This window comes from Viridibacillus sp. FSL E2-0187 (genome assembly GCF_038006425.1).
Taxonomy (GTDB): Bacteria; Bacillota; Bacilli; order Bacillales_A; family Planococcaceae; genus Viridibacillus; species Viridibacillus arvi.
This window is the reverse complement of sequence record NZ_JBBOVG010000001.1, coordinates 1660860-1677743: the sequence shown is the minus strand read 5'-3', so window position 1 is coordinate 1677743 and position 16884 is coordinate 1660860. Positions and strand designations below refer to the sequence as shown.

Genomic DNA, 16884 nt, shown 5'->3' with positions numbered 1-16884 from the left:
ACGGATTAATTCTTTGTGAAATACAATGCAATTTTTATAAAAAAGTTTGATCATTTTCTACCTAGTAATTCTAAAACAATTGCGCCAGATTGCGGTATAAATATTATATTTTTGCTACGATAGAGTTAACAAAATCGTTTTTTTCCTCTGGATATTTGTGTTTATTATGGGTCGAGACGTTGATAGCTTACATTTCTTTCCGAGAGATCCTATTCTACTAAGGATTCTGTATTTTCCCATCTAGATCTTTAATCGCCAACATCGAATTATCCTGAATGATTCCTGTATCTTCGAAACCAAATGAAGCGTATAATGTTTTAGCTATGACATTACTTGTTCGATAAAAGAGGGTTACATATTCTGCTTCTCCATCTGGCATAGCTTCAATATCCATCAACATTTTTTCAAAAGCAAGTTTGCCATACCCTTTACCCTGATAACTATTTCCAATCATAATGTGCCAAATAAAATAGCTCTTCTTCCCGTAAAAAACTTCATTTTCAAATGATTCATGATCCAACGTATCATAAATATACATCAAAAATCCAACCGCAACTTCATCGGCATAAATGGCAAGGGGAGTCGCTGGTATACCGTCTGAGTTCAACATATGAGCGTCTGCAAAGCTTCTGAGGTTAGTAGTTTCAATAAAATCTTCCTGGTTTTTTTCAACTTCAAGTGCAATTACTTCATCTATGTTATCCCCGGTTATCTTTCGTAATTCAATCATTTTTTTATCTCCTCTCCTAAGACAAGCCACTTCCACACATGGCCTAAAACACTCCAAATATCATTTCTATAATTACTAAAATATGGTACTCAAAATATTCACCAATGCTAACTCTTTTTCCCCTGTGATTTCTAATCCTTGTTTCGTAAAATGGCCAGTTTGTTGAATTGTCATAATCCATCTTGTCATTGCGATTGTATCAAACCTTTTTACAAATTATCGCACTTTATTACTAATGATCAATCTTTATTTTAAATCTACATCAGTATCTTTATATTCACGAATAATCACTTTATACTTTCTCCCCTAAATACTAAATTTAATAGATTTTTTGGTTTAAGTTGAAACCATAACCTCTTAAATAATTCGACTTAGAAAATCGAAATCCTCTTTAATGAGAATATTCCTTTTTCTACTAACCGGCCCAGTTTGTTCAATAAAGAAAAAAGAGTTGCATATGCAACTCAATGACCTTCAAGTAAAGCACCAGTTAGTTTAAGTATACAAATTCACAAACATAGTTACTCTTGCTTTGCATATAAAATTAGTTTACTCACAACAGGATTGTTGCCCTTTAATTACATATGAAAGACGATTTATAATGAAGAATCGCCTGTTTTTTTGATGAATGAGCAATCATTTAGTAATTTTATCAACCCGATTTGTCCATATATACCCCTGAAATCCTTCTGGAATTTTTTCAAGACTTTCTTTTGTATCGAACCCTTCTGACCATTTACCATTTCCCTCTACAATTACGACTCGCGTATTGACCGATTCCATTCTATCAATAAATTTATTAGGCCACCCCCATAAATACTTCGCATATTTCAAAGGTAAATGCAGCTCCATATTATGCAATTCTTTCGGAATATATCCCGTCCAACCTACTAATTCATATTTTAATAGTGCATTTATCATCATTTTTTTTGTTAACAGTTTCATCTCTTTGTGCTTCGATCGTAAGTAATCTAATCCTTCACTACCTCCATCACCATAAACAGTTATTTTATCTAATTGTTCCTTAGACATTTTACGTAAATATCTATCCCACAATACTTTTGTTGTTTCCATATCTCCATCTTTGTCATGAATTAAAAACTCTTTATTAGGAAAAGCTGCAAAAACTTCATCTAAGCTTGGCATCATACCAATGCCTTTGCCACGGAACGGGTAACTTTCTCCATTATCAGCCGTATAACGATAGCCGATATCTAATTTCTTCAATTCATTCATCGTATAATCTTTGACTTCACCTTTTCCATTTGTTCGATACTCTAAAGTGAAATCATGAAAAACAACTAATTGTCCATCATTCGTTAACTTAATATCTAACTCTACTACGTCTGCACCATAATCAAATGCTGCCTTCATAGAAGGAATTGTATTTTCTAAATAAGGGTGCTCAGGTGGATAAATAATTTCAGCTGTATTTGTATCATACTCTACCTTTGAAATATCAAAAGTTTGAGCCAACCCTCTATGAGAAAGAATCTTATACTTTGTATCTTTAGAATAAAATAGGCTCGTATTATTCAACCAAACGATCGCAGCCAAAAAGGCTAATGCCCCCAAAATGATATATATTCTTTTCCCTTTTCTTTTTTTCATTTGTCTATCCTTTCTTTTCTTACTTTAAAATGAATTTACAATGTTATTTCCTTTTTTAAGGATAATTTTACTTGCACTATAGTGCAAGTATTAAAAATGTAATCTATATAACGATTATCTGAAAAATCAAATCTTTTTTCTGCTATTTCAACTAACCTATCCCGTTAGTTCAATAAAAAAAAGAGCTGCATATGCAACTCAAAGATCTTCAAGTAAAGCACCCGTTAGTTTAAGTACATCTGTTCACAAACTTTTTTATTTATGTATCAATATATATATATCAAAGCTAGTTTCATTCATTACAGGAATGCTGCCCCGTTTTGAATATGGAGAACAGATTAAGCCTTTAATCTAATGGGCCATATGTACGTATGAACTTTCCATTATAAGCATCTAAAACTATTGTGGGGCTACTCCCTTTATAATCAACAGTAATATGCCATTGTTGTTGATTTGTTAAACGATTAAAAAACTCCTCTTTTTTAGTTAAGAACATATCTATATCTTTTGGTGAGAGATCTTTTATTTTAATATCTGAAAAATCTTCTCCTCCAATTTCTTGATTTTTAATGTGTTCTTCGACTTTTGCTAACACACGACCTGTTTCTAAAATTGGCTTTTGATATTGATATGCAAATATCATAACTAGAGCTAATAGAAGTCCGTAAATTAACTTTTTAAGTATATTTAGATTTTTTTCCTAATCATAATACATCACCCTTTTGATAACTAGTCCTCAGCTTACACTAAAATATAATCCTAATATAGAAAATAATACCACTTTATATATAGCTCGGTAATTGTATTATGGCAAATTCCTAATGTGCTTGTTTTTCATCCTAGTTTTTATGACTGGCTTCCCCTTATGATGTACTTTAAAAACTTATTAGCTCATTTACTCAGCACTTACAGCGATACCCGATACTCCTGTCCAAATCCTCATAAATCTGGGGAGACCCCTTATTCCACTAAAGTTCTTGTTAGTTTAAGTTGAAGTACCGATTTAAAAATACTTATTTACAGCGTTATAGAAATTGGACTTTTTGAAGTGTTATGAAATTTTTAAAAAAATTATTCATTTTCTATCTGTTGTTGTTCCACAATTGCTCCCTTTTTTCCAATACTCGTCTTTTAATATTGAATAATATGCACTATCTACTAGTTCACCTTTTATCATTTCGCTTTTACGAAGGATCCCTTCATATTTCATACCTAAGCGGTTCAATACTTTTCCAGAAGCATTATTCTTAACCTCATGTGCTGCATATACACGCTCTAATCCCAGTACATCGAAGGCTAATCCTAGTATTAGTTTTCCAGATTCTGTCATGTATCCATTACCCCAAAAATGTCTATTTAATGTAAAACCTAGTTCTCCACTTTTATTCCATTCATGCACTCTGAACTCGATAGAGCCTACCATTTTATTGTTTTCTTTTAAAACAATTGCATATTTACCGATAGACTCTTTTATGAAATAATTAGCAATTAAGTTTTTAGTTTGGTTCAAATCTTTATGTGGAGCATAAATATACCGTGTAGTTTCTTCATCAGATGTATATTCATACATATCTTCAGCATCATCAAGCGAAATCGGACGTAATAGGATACGTTCACTTTCCATTTGATTGTGTTTAACTATTAAAAGATTTAAATTGCTCATGTTCTCTCTCCAATCCATCTATTCAAATTTATTATTTTTCACCATTTATGGTGTTCCTTCAGCAACTTGCAACCAGCAACCAGGAATTATTCCCCATTCAGCAAATCCATCGCGTGGTATGAAATCAGCTTTTATTGCTTAGTAATGCTTCATACCACTTATGTCCTTCTTTAAAATCAGTTACACGAACTTGATGAGTTATTTCAAAGATCATCTATTTACCTCAACAAATAATACATATTATATGTATTCTATAAAGTAAGAAGCAATCCTTCTTATTTAACTAAACTGCCCCGTTAGTTGAATGACTAAGTTTCATTTCACCATCATTAACCACCTAAAAGTTTGAAAAATATGGATATTTTATTAGTGGTAACTGAAAATAGCCACGCGAAATGCGGAACTATTTGAGTATTTGATTGTCAAAAGGACCAGAAAACCTAAATGCTTTGATGTCTTATTTATAAAAAAGTGATTCAAACTGTACAGCTTAACGTATACGGTGTTTTTCTTTCTGAAAATTTTACTTAAAACTCCTTTTCCTTCAAGTGAACACACTAAAAACATTACAATTGTTTTTCAGCGCACTGTTTCAATGCCTTCATTTGTTTCTCTAAACCTTTTTTCATAAATACACGAAAAAGGATACTTAGTATCTTTCCTGAAACAGTCTTAGCTGTTAATTCTTCTTTAATATAAAGAATACTAGAATTGGGACTAATTTCTTCAAGGTGATATGAAACATTGATTAAGAAAGAATGATGATTCATTTGAATAGTTATTCTATTATTTTTAATGTATTCAGTAACTTGTCCTTCATACTCTTGAATACGGTTTCCTTCTCTTAACCTTTGTTTAAACTTAACACCAACCGGATTACTTATATCAAACTTCGTTAAATACTCAGTTCCTTCTAATCCTGTCATCCATTCTTTTTGTTTATCATTATCTTCTAAGTAAGAGAATACTACCTCAATAGGGGCTTGAATCTCCATTTGACTTGTTAATAACAATGTTTTGTACCTCCAATTATCAGCAGTGCACATTATAATTTTTTAACTCTTTTTATAACATATATTTCTGTCTGGTTTAATTGATAATTTGCGCTGTGCGGTTCCTTTTATTTATATAGTTACTGAGTATATCTGCTTTCCATGAATGAATCGCAAGGCTTACCCGTTCAAATAGTTTATCTAATTAGATCCTGGTCGCGTCAATCTTTTCATGACCCAACAGTCGTTGAATTATGTAAATCCCATCCTTATTTAATCGTGAACTGATGGCAAAAGCTAGTCTAAAAGTAATCATTGAAATTAGGATACAGTTGTTCTACAACTAAACTGCCCCGTTAGTTGTAGAACAAAAAAGAGCTGCCTGAACAGCTTAAAGATCTTCAATTAAAGCACCCCGTCAAGAAAACAATCGCGCACGATCGCGAAAAATCATAAGTACACGTCAATTTCAATGAGTTATTTGGAAATCAATTGTTTTGCGGAATTATCAAATCGAAAAATAGTCTTTTGTCCATCAAATGTTTCTTCGTTTTTCTCAGTGTAAACTCCATTAGTGTAATTAGATATTGTCTTCCTCCAGAATTTTAGTCCAACAATGTTTTTCTCTAATGGGTTAGTAAATAACTCCCAATTCCCTTTAAATTGATCAAATGCTATATTTGCTGCTCTTTCAGCGATACCTTTTCCCCTTAATGATTGAATTAAAAAGAATTCATTTACAAAATAATCAATTCCTTGATTACAATGTGGCGGGGTTGCTATTAAGATAAATCCCGCTGGTATCCCATCTACTGAAATTATGTATGGGAATAAAATTCCGGGCTTTTCCCACCAAATATTTTGGACTTCATACTGGTCGTTTAATGTTCGAAAATCATTACTATCCTCGTATATCCCGTGATCATTCGGCATTCTATTATAATGTCCAGAAAGGTCGTATAGGTACAAAGGATATAAGTTTTTTATAATATATGCTTCACTTTTATTTGTTAAATGAACATCAATTTTCATCTACTTCTCCTTTTATATAGAAATAAAAACATATATATAAGTTTTCGACAATTGAACAATTAATCCCTTTAATTCTCCATACTCTTCTTATTTCCTTCACAATCTGGCCCGATTGTTGAACACAAATTAAACAACACTCTTCAACTAAACTGCCCTTTAACTGAATTAAAAAAAAGCTGTCTGAACAGCTTCAAGATTTTCAACAGAGAGAATTATCGATTTCGGTCTTAATGATAATTTGTCCTTGATTGAAAAGGGCTTCACTCTATATTGAAGTAAAACCCCCTTTTAATTGAAGAAAAAAACCATTAAAGTTTCTTAATAATTCCCCTCATTGATTAATAGTGAATCTGTTGCAATTGATACAACCATAAGTAAAACTAGTAGAATCTGAATACAGATTCCTACGATACTATAAATCTTATCTGATATAGCCAAACCTTTCCCTTTTCATTTGAACAGTCCATCTGCTTCAGATGATAAAACAATTCCAATAATACCAAGGATTAATCCAACAAAAGGTATGAAAATGTTCTATTATTTAACTAATTACAAAAATCATAATCCTATTCTAATCAATACACACGAACAGCCCCGTTATTACTTATTTCAACTACTTCGACGTCCATCCCTATTTGCCTGCTTCTTTAATTGGCAGAGGCAAAAAGAACCACCTGAATGCTGCAATGACTTTCCTTGTTCAGTTAACACATAAACAAAAAATGGATATCCTTTTTGATTAATCTTTTTCAATATAGAAGCTTCTTTTATAAAATTCAGGTGGACTATGTTTTTAAAATTTATTTTAATTTTCTTTCTTTTCGAATAAAAATGGTTGCAAGACATTTCCTGCGTGTATATAATGTGAATATAGTATATATACATTATATAGGGATGTGAGTGTTCATATGATAGGTGTAGAAAAAACTCATAAAATTTATCTGGCAAAACGCTGGATGATCACCATTGCTATATTTTTAATTGTTCAATTGATCTTTATCGCCGTTGATGGTACTTTCCTGGAGCCAAACATAAACGATAGTGGTAACTTATTTGCCAGGATAGTAAGATGGATTTTGGACTTGAAGCTCTTTACTAAATGGATTGCCCCTTACTCCTTTCCATTTTTTAATATGTTCATGACAATTCACGTTATTGCTATACTAATTCAAGCAGTACATGACATTATTTCAAGTATGTTTTCAAAAAAATAAAGAAGAGGTATTAGCATGCAAATTATTATTTCCAACAGTTCGAAGGAGCCTATTTATGAACAAATTACGAATCAAATTAAGTCGTCTATTTTAGCAGGTGAACTGCAGGAAGGTTCAGCAATCCCTTCCATGCGTAACCTCGCAAAGGATTTACAAATCAGTGTTATAACGACGAAACGTGCCTATGAGGAATTGGAGAAGGCAGGCTTTATTTATTCCATTGTCGGGAAAGGTTCTTTTGTAGCAGAGCAAAATTTAGAGGTTATAAGAGAGAAGAAGCTAAAGGTTATTGAAGAGCAACTGAGTGCGGTCATAACGAATAGCAGAGAAATTGGCCTGTCACTTGATGAGTTGAAGCAATTATTGAAGATTTTATATGAGGAGTGAAAAGAATGGAAAATGTGGTTGAATTAAAAAATGTTACGAAGAATTTCGAAGAATTTTCCGTTAAAAATATTAATTTACAAGTGAAGCAAGGTTTTGTAACGGGATTCATTGGAGAAAATGGAGCCGGTAAGTCGACAACGATAAAGATGATGATGAATCTATTAAAGCCAGACACCGGAGAAGTTAAGCTTTTCGGGTTGGACTACAAGAAGCATGAGAAGACGATAAAAGAAAGAATTGGCTTTGTATACGATGGCAATATATTTTTTGAAGGGCTGAACTTAAAAGATATAAAACGTATAGTTGCACCAGCTTACAAACAATGGGATGATACTTTATTTTATCAATATGTTGAACAATTCAAATTACCGATTAATAAAGCGATAAAAACTTTCTCAAAAGGGATGCAAATGAAAGCTTCATTAGCGATAGCACTTTCACATCATGCAGAGCTGATTATCATGGACGAACCAACAGCAGGCTTAGACCCCATTTTTAGACGAGAGCTATTGGATCTTTTACAGGAATTAATGATTGAAGGTAATCGTACCATCTTCTTCTCTACGCATATTACAACAGATTTAGATCGTATCGCAGATTATATAGCTTTTATGCAAAATGGGGAATTAGTATTTAATCAGTCCATTCACGACTTAGCTGAAAACTATGCGCTCGTTAAAGGCGGAATGGATCTTCTGGATAGAGACACTGAAAAGGACTTTGTTCATATTCATCGTTCATCAACGGGGTTTGAAGCATTAACTAATAATATTAAAGAAGTGAAAAACACTTTCGGAAACACAGTTATCATTGAACGCCCCTCTCTAGAAGATATCATGTATTACTTGAAAGGTGGTATACATCATGTTTAATTTAATCAGGCGTGATGTCATACTACAGAAAAGGCAATTATTATTATTTATTCCTTTTATCTTATTCTTTATCATTATGGACTCACATCCAGCTTTGACTTTTCTCATTGCCAGTATTTTTATTCCCTTTAACACTTATGCTTACGATGAAAAAGTAGAGACAAACATATTATTAAATTCCTTACCTTATACACGTACTGAAATTATCGCATCACGCTATCTTGGTGCTATTGTTTATATGGTTTTAGCAATTGGTGTTACAAGTCTAGCATTATTTGCTTTCAATAAACCATTTACGATAATTGATATTGCGATTGGCAGCAGCTTATTCTTATTATTTGCCGCGTTTACCTTTCCATTATTTCATATATTTAAACCAGGCTATATTTCAACAGTTGTAATGATTAGTTTTCTCCTTTTAGCAGCTATAGGACCGGCTATTGTATTGTTTTTAGCTGAACATTTAACAGCAATAACTGATTTTATTAATAGTTTATCCGTCCCGGTTTTGTATATAGGAGCGACACTTGTTATTATGTTACTCTATTTTATTTCTTGGGGGACTACGACTGTTATATACAAACGAAAAGCGTTCTAAGTAAGTACATTTAATTCAACTAATTTTAACGTAAATATCCAATTAAAAATCACCTCTAAGAAAAACTAAAGAGGTGATTTTTATCAAACTTTATTACAAAGATACACGAATGAGCTACGTTATTATTTATGTCTCTGGAAAATTGCTCTAATAAAATACAGGAGTTAAACGATACCTCAAAAGAACAGTTGAATTAAAGGTAGTTCTATAGATCATGTTTTTAATAAAAAAATGAGTGCCTATTGTTCGGGATTATTTTGATCATTGTGATCGACTATAAATTAAGTGAAGAATGTCTCTACCACGATAATGTTTCATAAATTCTCCCTCAATTTTCATACCAATTTTTTCAGCAACTTTACATGAAGCTAAATTATCAGGCCTAATTTGAGCAATAACTTTTTCTGCCTTTAATTCATTAAACGCATAATTCATACAAGCCTCCGCACCTTCGATAGCATAACCCTTGCCCCAAAATACTTTATCAAGAATATAGGCAATCTCAATATAGGAAACACCTTCAATAGAATCTATCATCGGTCCGATTACACCTATGAACTTCCCAGTTTCTTTTTCAATTGCCGCAAAGTAACTAAAGCCATCTTGTTCATATCGCTTTAAATTTTTATCTATCCACTCTTTCACTTCTTCATCTGAAAATGCGTGATCCCATGCGTACATTACTTCTATATCTTGCAGAAAAGTACATAAATTATTAAAATCCTCTTTAGTTATCTTCCTAAATCCAAGTCGATCAGACTGTAAAATCCATTCCATTATATTCACCTCTTAGAATATTTTACTATAAAAAATCGTATTTCACAGTAGTACTGATCTATTTGTTTACAGATTCTATACCCTTATTATAAAATGCTATCTTTCTTTTACTAGCAAAAGCTGTTACTTTTTTATTACCTTGATTTATATATACATTCTGAATCACTATTGAATGTCCAGCACCAGGATATATGAGATGTTTGTAATAATGAGCTGATTTACTCTTATCTAATCTATCAATAGCTATTTTAGAAAAGTTACAAGTGACATCTTCTTCCCCTGATATCAATAATATAGAACCGCTGATTTTTTCAACAGGAATTGTTGCCCTTTCTACTACTTCAGGATCAGTACAAAGGGCACTGTTGAAACATGATTTATAGCATCTATTAACTATTATCGTAATTCAACAAAAAAAGAAACCATTTTGAACTACATCAAAATGGTTTCTTCCTATTTAAATAGTATTTACTAAATTCAACTCACAAAGCTGTGAATCAAAACATTAAAATACATTACTCATTAACAATACAAGCAATCTATTTATCTAGCGTCAATAATAGTTCTCTAATTGTTTTGCACGCCATAGCGGTAGAAGCTCCAGATGGATCGTATGGTGGTGATAGTTCTACCACATCCGCTGCCACAATTTGCTTAAGTGATTGAAATTGGTTGATTGCTTCTAATAATTCACGATACGTAATTCCGCCTGGTTCTGGAGTGCCTGTTCCAGGGAAAACACCTGGGTCAAGGACGTCTAAGTCAATTGTAATATAGACCGGAACATCTTGTAGTTCAGCTATTTTCTCTTTTAGTGTGTCTAGAGAAAAGCGTTCCATATAAGTATGCTCTTTTGCCCATTCAAACTCTTCTTTTAGACCAGAACGAATACCAAATTGAAAAATTCTACCGTCTCCAAGGAATTCATGACAACGTCTAATTACAGAAGCATGAGACAATTTTTCACCTAAATAATCCTCACGTAAATCAGTGTGAGCATCGATATGGATTAAGTGCAAATCTGGATATTTTTCGTATGCTGCTTTAATAGTAGGCAAACTAACGAGATGCTCTCCCCCTACCATTAAAAACTTCTTGCCATCTTTCAAAACTTCTTGGCAGTAGTCAAAAATTTGATCTAACACTTTAGAAGTATTGCCAAATGGCAAATCCAAATCGCCACCATCAAAGATTGCAGCATCCTCAAGATCTTTATCTAAATAAGGTGAATAGCTTTCTAATCCAAACGAGTCATTTCTAATTGCTTGCATAGCAAAACGTGTACCTGGTCGAAAACTTGTTGTGCCATCAAATGGGACACCAAACAACACCGTTTCTGCTTCAATATAAGTTTTCTCACAACCTATAAAAGTGTTCATATTTAAAGCTTTATTCCCCACGCTGTAGAGCCTCCTTTACGTAACTCGGTAAACCGAATGCTCCAGCATGTAAATTCGTATTATAGTATTTAGTTTTCAGTCCAAATTTTTCCCAAGCTTCAGCATTCAAGTCTTTCAGTGGATCAAAGGTTTTAGATGCAAAGCCAAATAGCCAATGACCTGAAGGATATGTTGGCATATGGTATTGATAAACATGAGTAATTGGGAAAATGTCTTTAATCTTTCTATGTGCTTTTTTCATATTAGCAGCATATTCCGCAAAGTAAGGTGATTCATGTTGATTTATTAAAATACCATCTTCATTTAAAACGCGATAGCATTCTTTATAAAATTCAGTCGTAAATAGTCCTTCACCAACTGAAATAGGATCTGTAGAGTCCACAAGAATTAAGTCAAAAGATTGATCAGGTGCATTTTTTACATATGCCAAACCGTCATCAAAAATCAATTTCATACGGCTATCTTCTTCAACACCGTTTGCAGTTACTGGTAAGAATTCTTGACATAAGCGGAAAACACGCTCATCAATTTCCACCATCACTACTTCTTCAACTGTTGGATAACGTAACACTTCACGCGCTGTTCCGCCATCTCCCCCACCAATAACTAATACTTTTTTAATTGAAGGATTTGTTGCAAATGCAGGATGTACAATCATGTCATGGTATACGAATTCGTCTTTCTCATTAACCATCATTAAGCCATCCAAAGTGAAAAATGTACCGAATTCCTCTCCTTGATAAAAATCAATTTGTTGAAACGGAGTCTTTTCACTATATAGTTCTTTGTCGTAAGCAATTGAAAATTTACATTCATTGCTCCACTGTTCAGTATACCAAGCCATTATTTCACACCTTCTAATTCTATTTTCACTTTAATTTGATCAATTTCTTGTTCTGCGAATTGGCGGATTTTATCAGCCATACCACGCGGAATTTCAAAAGATTCCGTCTTTGTAGCATGCAGTTTTTCAGATAAGTAGTCAGCTGCTTTCCATGGATTTACTGAATCGCCACAAGTATATACATCTACAGAAGCAAATCCATATTCCGGCCATGTATGAATTGTCAGATGTGACTCTTCTATAATAACCGCCCCTGAAACTCCATACGGATTAAAGTGATGGAAAACAGATTCAACAATAGTTGCTCCTGAGTAGTCCGCTGCCTCGTTCATAAATCTTTCAATCAATGCATTATTTTCAATTACCTCACTTGGACAACCGTAAAACTCAATTAAAACATGTCTTCCTAAAGTTGATAATTCTATACCCATTTACGCTTCCTCCTTGATTACAGTTATATGATTTGCTTCTTTTGCTTCTATCAGAACGTTCCCTAAAGTCTGACAATAATAATCGTATTGCTGGAGAACATCTTGAGAAATCAGTTCTCCTGGAATAACAAGGGGAATACCTGGAGGATAGATCATCAACGAGTCTGCACTTATCCGACCTACTGCATCTTCAATGGCGATTGATTCATGTTCTGCATAAAATGCTTCGCGTGGACTTAAGACCAGTTCATTCACCTGATTTGCTGTTACATAAGTTGATCGAATCGTTGTATTCTTTCCTATTCTCTTTTCAATGTCCTTTAAAGCAAAAACTAATTTGTCAATTGAATTCTTCGTATCGGCACTTGTAATGACTGCCATCACGACATAACCTTCTGCTAACTCCATTTGAATCCCGTACTTTTCTTTTAAAATTGAATACATCTCAAATCCAGTTAATCCAAGATCATTGACCCGTATTACTAATTTTGTCCAGTCGTACGATTGATTAAAATGTGCTTGTACATATTGTGCCGTCAACACTTCATAACGTGAGGCGGTTTCAATTGTTCTTACTGCGTCATCTATAATTGGCTTTAAATCAGCAAATTTCTCTTCACCATATAAAGACAGCTCTCTTCTAGCCACATCTAACGAACTCATTAGTAAGTAATTTGCACTCGTTGTTTGTAGCATGTTCAATACTTTTTGTATGTGCTCTGGAGCAATTTTGTCATTCTTCAGAAGTAGCAAAGAACTTTGAGTCAGAGATCCACCTGTCTTATGCATACTTATTGTAACGGCATCTGCCCCAGCAGTAATTGGGTCTATGATGTCATCAGACATGAACCCTAAATGTGCCCCATGCGCACCATCCACTATAACTGTAATATCACGCTCATGGGCGATACGGCAGATTTCTTGTAAATCGCTCATAGAACCAAAGTATGTTGGATAGGTCACCAACAGGGCCTTTGCTTCTGGATGTTCATGCAGTGCGCTTTTCACATTCTCAACAGAAATGCCATGAGTAATTCCAAAACGATGGTCGACTTCAGGCTGTATAAATACAGGTTTCGCTCCACTTATAATAAGTCCATCCATCACCGATCTATGACCATTTCGCGGTACCAACAAAGTATCACCTGGCTTGCATGTTGCCATAATCATCGCCAGTATTCCTATTGTGGTACCATTAACTAAAAAATAAGAATGATCCGCCCCGAAAGCTTCTGCAGCCAATTGCTGCGCTTCTTTAATAATAGTTTGAGGATGACTTAATAAATCAAGCTCTTTCATAGAATTAACATCCATGCGCATAGTCATTTCCCCAAGTGCTATTTTCAAAGGATTCATTTGTGCGCCCATTTTATGACCAGGTACATCAAATGGTGTAACATCTTGCTGAGCATACTTTATTAATGCTTCAAATAACGGCATTTTGTCCTGCTCTTCAAATGTTTTTCTCTCGGTAGCAAGCACTTGCATGTCGTTCATCATTGACCAACTCCAGCAAACTCAAAGCTGGATACAAGTTGTTTCAGTTCGTTTACTTTATCAGTTCTTTCCCAAGGTACATCTAAGTCACTTCTACCGAAATGTCCATACGCTGCAACCTGTTTATATTGCGGTTTACGTAAATCCAACATGTTAATAATACCCGCTGGTGTTAAATCAAAAGTTTTGCGAATTGCGCGTAGTAATTCCTCTTGTGACACTTTTTCGGTTCCAAACGTTTCTACAGCAATACTAATTGGTTCACTTACACCAATTGCATATGACAATTGAATTTCACATTTTTTAGCTAACTCTGCAGCAACAATATTTTTTGCTACATATCTTGCAGCATACGCCGCAGAACGATCAACTTTTGTAGAATCTTTACCAGAAAATGCTCCGCCACCATGACGAGCAGCGCCACCATAAGTGTCTACAATAATTTTACGCCCCGTTAGTCCTGCGTCACCATGTGGTCCACCAACAACAAAGCGTCCAGTTGGGTTAATTAAAATACGGAATATTTGATTTAAGCCGAACTCTCTAGCAGTCTCTTTAATTACGTTTTCAATTACGTAATCTTCAAATAATTCTTTATCGAAATCTTCATCATGTTGAATTGACATCAACACCGTATCTATCATTGGTGTACCTGGATTTGTATAATCGATTGTTACTTGTGATTTCATATCTGGGCGTGCCCATTTAAAAGCCCCACTTTTTCTTAGTTGGGATGCTTTTTTTACTAGCGTATGTGCCATTTCGATTGGTAATGGCATTAAGTTTTTCGTTTCATCCGTTGCATATCCGAACATAATTCCCTGGTCTCCAGCTCCAATTGCTTGAGTATCACTTGAAGAATCGATACCCATAGCAATATCAGGTGATTGACTGTGAATTAATACTTGTACATCACAAGTATTCCCGTTGATTCCTAGACGTTCATCAATGTAACCAATTTCGATCAATGTATCTCGCGCGATTTTCTCAATATCTAATTTGGCTGTAGTCGTAATCTCACCGCCTACAATTACTGTGTTCGTTGTGTCAAACACTTCACACGCCACTCTAGAAAATGGATCTTGCTCAAGCGCTGCATCCAATACTGCATCAGAAATCTGATCTGCAATTTTATCTGGATGCCCTTCTGAAACAGATTCGGAAGTAAATACAAATTTTTCAACCAACATTAACCACTCCTGTAAAATAAATTCATTTTTTAGGCATAAAAAAAGCTCTCCTCCAACCAAAGGAAAGCTTCGATTAATATCAGCTGCTTATCCTCTTATCGTTCACAAAGTTAAACTTTGCGCTCAGGTTGGGCACCCATGATCTGATTCACTCTGAACCAAATTGGTTTGCCACCGTATCTTCGACCCCTCGTCTCAACGGCTATTAATAAGATGACTTTATTTATGATGGTGCTAATGTTAATAGATTTTAATAATCATGTCAATTTATTTTTTTAAGATTTTTTAGTGAAAAAAGAATCTTCTTTAAATAGCCCAAAAAAGTTTTAAGGGATTTCTCTGAATCTCTAAATTTCACAAAACATTAAAGAGTGCCAATCAATTTAATCAGCCTTTACAAGTACATAATCAATTCACTATTTTTATGTAAATCAATTTCGTAGTGAAAAAATAGTAATTCATCTCCATAAAACCTAGTAAACCTCTAGGTAAAGATACATACTTGAACTTTTATTCAATTTATATAACTCAATAAGTAAATAAAAAATAATTTTATATATAAAATCGATTTTTCTGTTCGAATAAACACTGCTGAATCTATTTTATTTATTAACTATTTAGCTAAAAAGAGCACTTGTAATAAGGTTAAATTACCAATAAAAAAAGTGAGTTATATTTTCTGTGTTTAAATAAATACAATAATACTGTTTACAATAAAATTTTAAATTTACATAGTTATTCTGATATTTAAATCAATTAAGAATTACAATTTTTTCTATATTTATTTTTCAACAATTTTATAATTGCTAAATTTCCAGGTGAAACAATCGGAATTTCTTCTACCTTTTACTCTTTATAAAGATACAACAAGACATCTAAATTCAAGTGAAAAACAAGATTACAATATAAATACAAACTTGATTTTCTCCTTAACTAAGTAAATCTCAATTTGTCTTTTTTCTATACTAAGTCTTCGAGTATATCAACTTAGCCAACACTATTTAATCCTTAAAATGCTCTCCGTCTTATCGAAAAAAAACACATTTTAAGACATAATCATCTTAAAATGTGTTTCTTAGTTTATTCCATATATAATGTTTTCTTTGGATAACATCCGTAATAGCAATATTAATTACTAGTCTTGTTTACGATTGGACCGTATCATTTCCACTTTAATATAAAGCCATATATAGCATAAAGCTATCAAGATAATGGAAATTATTTTCAACCATATGCTTATTGGTGCATCAATAACTGCAAACACTAAACTTGCGACTAATAAAGTGCCTATAATACTAAATAATTTGTAAACCATTCTTATTTATCCTCACATTTTATGTATTTAGTTAATTAGACTTTTACGATTACCTTATTAATGAACGTAATATTTTTTTCTAGAAAGGCATCTAAAACGCTAAATAAAAACTTTGCTAAAGAAGATTGTTTCCTTCTGTATTCCTAATGCTATCATGATTTTCTCTATACATACAACTTCTACGTTTAAAATGAAGCATAACAATATCAAAGGCTTGATTCTGGCTCCTTGTATCATTGCGATCATAAAGACGATTAAGTAAAAACAGCCTATGAAGATAGACCGTAAAGAAAGTCCATTTTCCTGTTTCATTAACATAAAAAATATGAAA

The 16884-nt window shown here is 33.3% G+C and carries 17 protein-coding genes and 1 pseudogene; 4 read left to right on the top strand and 14 right to left on the bottom strand.

The genetic code is table 11. The features are described from left to right. Positions 1 to 217: 217 nt before the first annotated feature. The 7 genes and pseudogenes from MHH85_RS08045 to MHH85_RS08015 form a co-directional block, all read right to left on the bottom strand. Positions 218 to 730: a GNAT family N-acetyltransferase gene (locus MHH85_RS08045; protein ID WP_340706600.1), complete on the bottom strand. Its 513-nt coding sequence runs from the start codon at positions 728 to 730 to the stop codon at positions 218 to 220. 636 nt (positions 731 to 1366) lie between these two features. Beyond that, positions 1367 to 2341, bottom strand: a complete 975-nt coding sequence (locus MHH85_RS08040) for a glycerophosphodiester phosphodiesterase family protein (RefSeq protein WP_340706599.1) — start codon at positions 2339 to 2341, stop codon at positions 1367 to 1369. A gap of 346 nt (positions 2342 to 2687) precedes the next feature. Further along, positions 2688 to 2984, bottom strand: a complete 297-nt coding sequence (locus MHH85_RS08035; RefSeq protein ID WP_340706598.1) for a hypothetical protein — start codon at positions 2982 to 2984, stop codon at positions 2688 to 2690. 432 nt (positions 2985 to 3416) lie between these two features. After that, positions 3417 to 4004: a GNAT family N-acetyltransferase gene (locus MHH85_RS08030; protein WP_340706597.1), complete on the bottom strand. Its 588-nt coding sequence runs from the start codon at positions 4002 to 4004 to the stop codon at positions 3417 to 3419. Between the two features lie 48 nt (positions 4005 to 4052). Further along, positions 4053 to 4218, bottom strand: a pseudogene (locus tag MHH85_RS08025) (VOC family protein); the annotation flags it as partial. Between the two features lie 352 nt (positions 4219 to 4570). After that, complete coding sequence (locus tag MHH85_RS08020) at positions 4571 to 5017, bottom strand: SRPBCC family protein (RefSeq protein WP_340706596.1); 447 nt, start codon at positions 5015 to 5017, stop codon at positions 4571 to 4573. Positions 5018 to 5473: 456 nt separating this feature from the next. After that, positions 5474 to 6028, bottom strand: coding sequence for a GNAT family N-acetyltransferase (locus tag MHH85_RS08015; RefSeq protein ID WP_340706595.1), 555 nt, complete (start codon positions 6026 to 6028; stop codon positions 5474 to 5476). A gap of 908 nt (positions 6029 to 6936) precedes the next feature. Here MHH85_RS08015 and MHH85_RS08010 point away from each other — a divergent pair. The 4 genes from MHH85_RS08010 to MHH85_RS07995 are packed head-to-tail and all read left to right on the top strand — an operon-like array spanning position 6937 to position 9099. Then, positions 6937 to 7242, top strand: a complete 306-nt coding sequence (locus MHH85_RS08010) for a YfzA family protein (RefSeq protein ID WP_340706594.1) — start codon at positions 6937 to 6939, stop codon at positions 7240 to 7242. A gap of 15 nt (positions 7243 to 7257) precedes the next feature. Further along, complete coding sequence (locus tag MHH85_RS08005; RefSeq protein ID WP_038183445.1) at positions 7258 to 7629, top strand: GntR family transcriptional regulator; 372 nt, start codon at positions 7258 to 7260, stop codon at positions 7627 to 7629. A 5-nt stretch (positions 7630 to 7634) separates the two neighbouring features. Next, complete coding sequence (locus MHH85_RS08000; RefSeq protein ID WP_340706593.1) at positions 7635 to 8501, top strand: ABC transporter ATP-binding protein; 867 nt, start codon at positions 7635 to 7637, stop codon at positions 8499 to 8501. After that, positions 8494 to 9099 (top strand): ABC-2 transporter permease, encoded by a 606-nt coding sequence (locus MHH85_RS07995; RefSeq protein ID WP_340706592.1) that lies wholly within the window; start codon positions 8494 to 8496, stop codon positions 9097 to 9099. The genes MHH85_RS08000 and MHH85_RS07995 overlap by 8 nt, the downstream gene beginning before the upstream one ends. Before the next feature lie 261 nt (positions 9100 to 9360). On the opposite strand, the gene MHH85_RS07990 is transcribed toward MHH85_RS07995, so the two are convergent. The 7 genes from MHH85_RS07990 to metK all read right to left on the bottom strand — a co-directional run bounded on the left by MHH85_RS07990 (position 9361) and on the right by metK (position 15238). After that, a complete protein-coding gene (locus MHH85_RS07990; RefSeq protein ID WP_340706591.1) occupies positions 9361 to 9876 on the bottom strand; it encodes a GNAT family N-acetyltransferase in 516 nt (171 codons plus the stop codon). 58 nt (positions 9877 to 9934) lie between these two features. Further along, positions 9935 to 10198 carry an acyl-CoA thioester hydrolase/BAAT C-terminal domain-containing protein gene (locus MHH85_RS22260; RefSeq protein WP_445684120.1) on the bottom strand — a complete coding sequence of 88 codons (264 nt, stop codon included), beginning with the start codon at positions 10196 to 10198 and terminating at the stop codon, positions 9935 to 9937. Positions 10199 to 10415: 217 nt separating this feature from the next. After that, positions 10416 to 11276, bottom strand: a complete 861-nt coding sequence (gene speB / locus MHH85_RS07985) for an agmatinase (RefSeq protein WP_340706590.1) — start codon at positions 11274 to 11276, stop codon at positions 10416 to 10418. After that, complete coding sequence (speE, locus tag MHH85_RS07980) at positions 11266 to 12120, bottom strand: polyamine aminopropyltransferase (RefSeq protein ID WP_340706589.1); 855 nt, start codon at positions 12118 to 12120, stop codon at positions 11266 to 11268. Before speE ends, speB begins: the two co-directional genes overlap by 11 nt. After that, complete coding sequence (speD, locus tag MHH85_RS07975; protein WP_179078254.1) at positions 12120 to 12551, bottom strand: adenosylmethionine decarboxylase; 432 nt, start codon at positions 12549 to 12551, stop codon at positions 12120 to 12122. The genes speE and speD overlap by 1 nt, the downstream gene beginning before the upstream one ends. Next, entirely contained in the window at positions 12552 to 14051 is a 1500-nt protein-coding gene (locus MHH85_RS07970) for an aminotransferase class I/II-fold pyridoxal phosphate-dependent enzyme (RefSeq protein ID WP_340706588.1), read from the bottom strand. Continuing rightward, entirely contained in the window at positions 14048 to 15238 is a 1191-nt protein-coding gene (gene metK, locus MHH85_RS07965; RefSeq protein ID WP_340706587.1) for a methionine adenosyltransferase, read from the bottom strand. Before metK ends, MHH85_RS07970 begins: the two co-directional genes overlap by 4 nt. Positions 15239 to 16884: the final 1646 nt, after the last annotated feature.

Bases quoted from the DNA above. Each gene is read 5' to 3' on its own strand.
- MHH85_RS08045 (WP_340706600.1), bottom strand. From the start codon at position 730: ATGATTGAATTACGAAAGATAACCGGGGATAACATAGATGAAGTAATT.
- MHH85_RS08040 (WP_340706599.1), bottom strand. From the start codon at position 2,341: ATGAAAAAAAGAAAAGGGAAAAGAATATATATCATTTTGGGGGCATTA.
- MHH85_RS08035 (WP_340706598.1), bottom strand. From the start codon at position 2,984: ATGATATTTGCATATCAATATCAAAAGCCAATTTTAGAAACAGGTCGT.
- MHH85_RS08030 (WP_340706597.1), bottom strand. From the start codon at position 4,004: ATGAGCAATTTAAATCTTTTAATAGTTAAACACAATCAAATGGAAAGT.
- MHH85_RS08015 (WP_340706595.1), bottom strand. From the start codon at position 6,028: ATGAAAATTGATGTTCATTTAACAAATAAAAGTGAAGCATATATTATA.
- MHH85_RS08010 (WP_340706594.1), top strand. From the start codon at position 6,937: ATGATAGGTGTAGAAAAAACTCATAAAATTTATCTGGCAAAACGCTGG.
- MHH85_RS08005 (WP_038183445.1), top strand. From the start codon at position 7,258: ATGCAAATTATTATTTCCAACAGTTCGAAGGAGCCTATTTATGAACAA.
- MHH85_RS08000 (WP_340706593.1), top strand. From the start codon at position 7,635: ATGGAAAATGTGGTTGAATTAAAAAATGTTACGAAGAATTTCGAAGAA.
- MHH85_RS07995 (WP_340706592.1), top strand. From the start codon at position 8,494: ATGTTTAATTTAATCAGGCGTGATGTCATACTACAGAAAAGGCAATTA.
- MHH85_RS07990 (WP_340706591.1), bottom strand. From the start codon at position 9,876: ATGGAATGGATTTTACAGTCTGATCGACTTGGATTTAGGAAGATAACT.
- speE (WP_340706589.1), bottom strand. From the start codon at position 12,120: ATGGCTTGGTATACTGAACAGTGGAGCAATGAATGTAAATTTTCAATT.
- speD (WP_179078254.1), bottom strand. From the start codon at position 12,551: ATGGGTATAGAATTATCAACTTTAGGAAGACATGTTTTAATTGAGTTT.
- MHH85_RS07970 (WP_340706588.1), bottom strand. From the start codon at position 14,051: ATGATGAACGACATGCAAGTGCTTGCTACCGAGAGAAAAACATTTGAA.
- metK (WP_340706587.1), bottom strand. From the start codon at position 15,238: ATGTTGGTTGAAAAATTTGTATTTACTTCCGAATCTGTTTCAGAAGGG.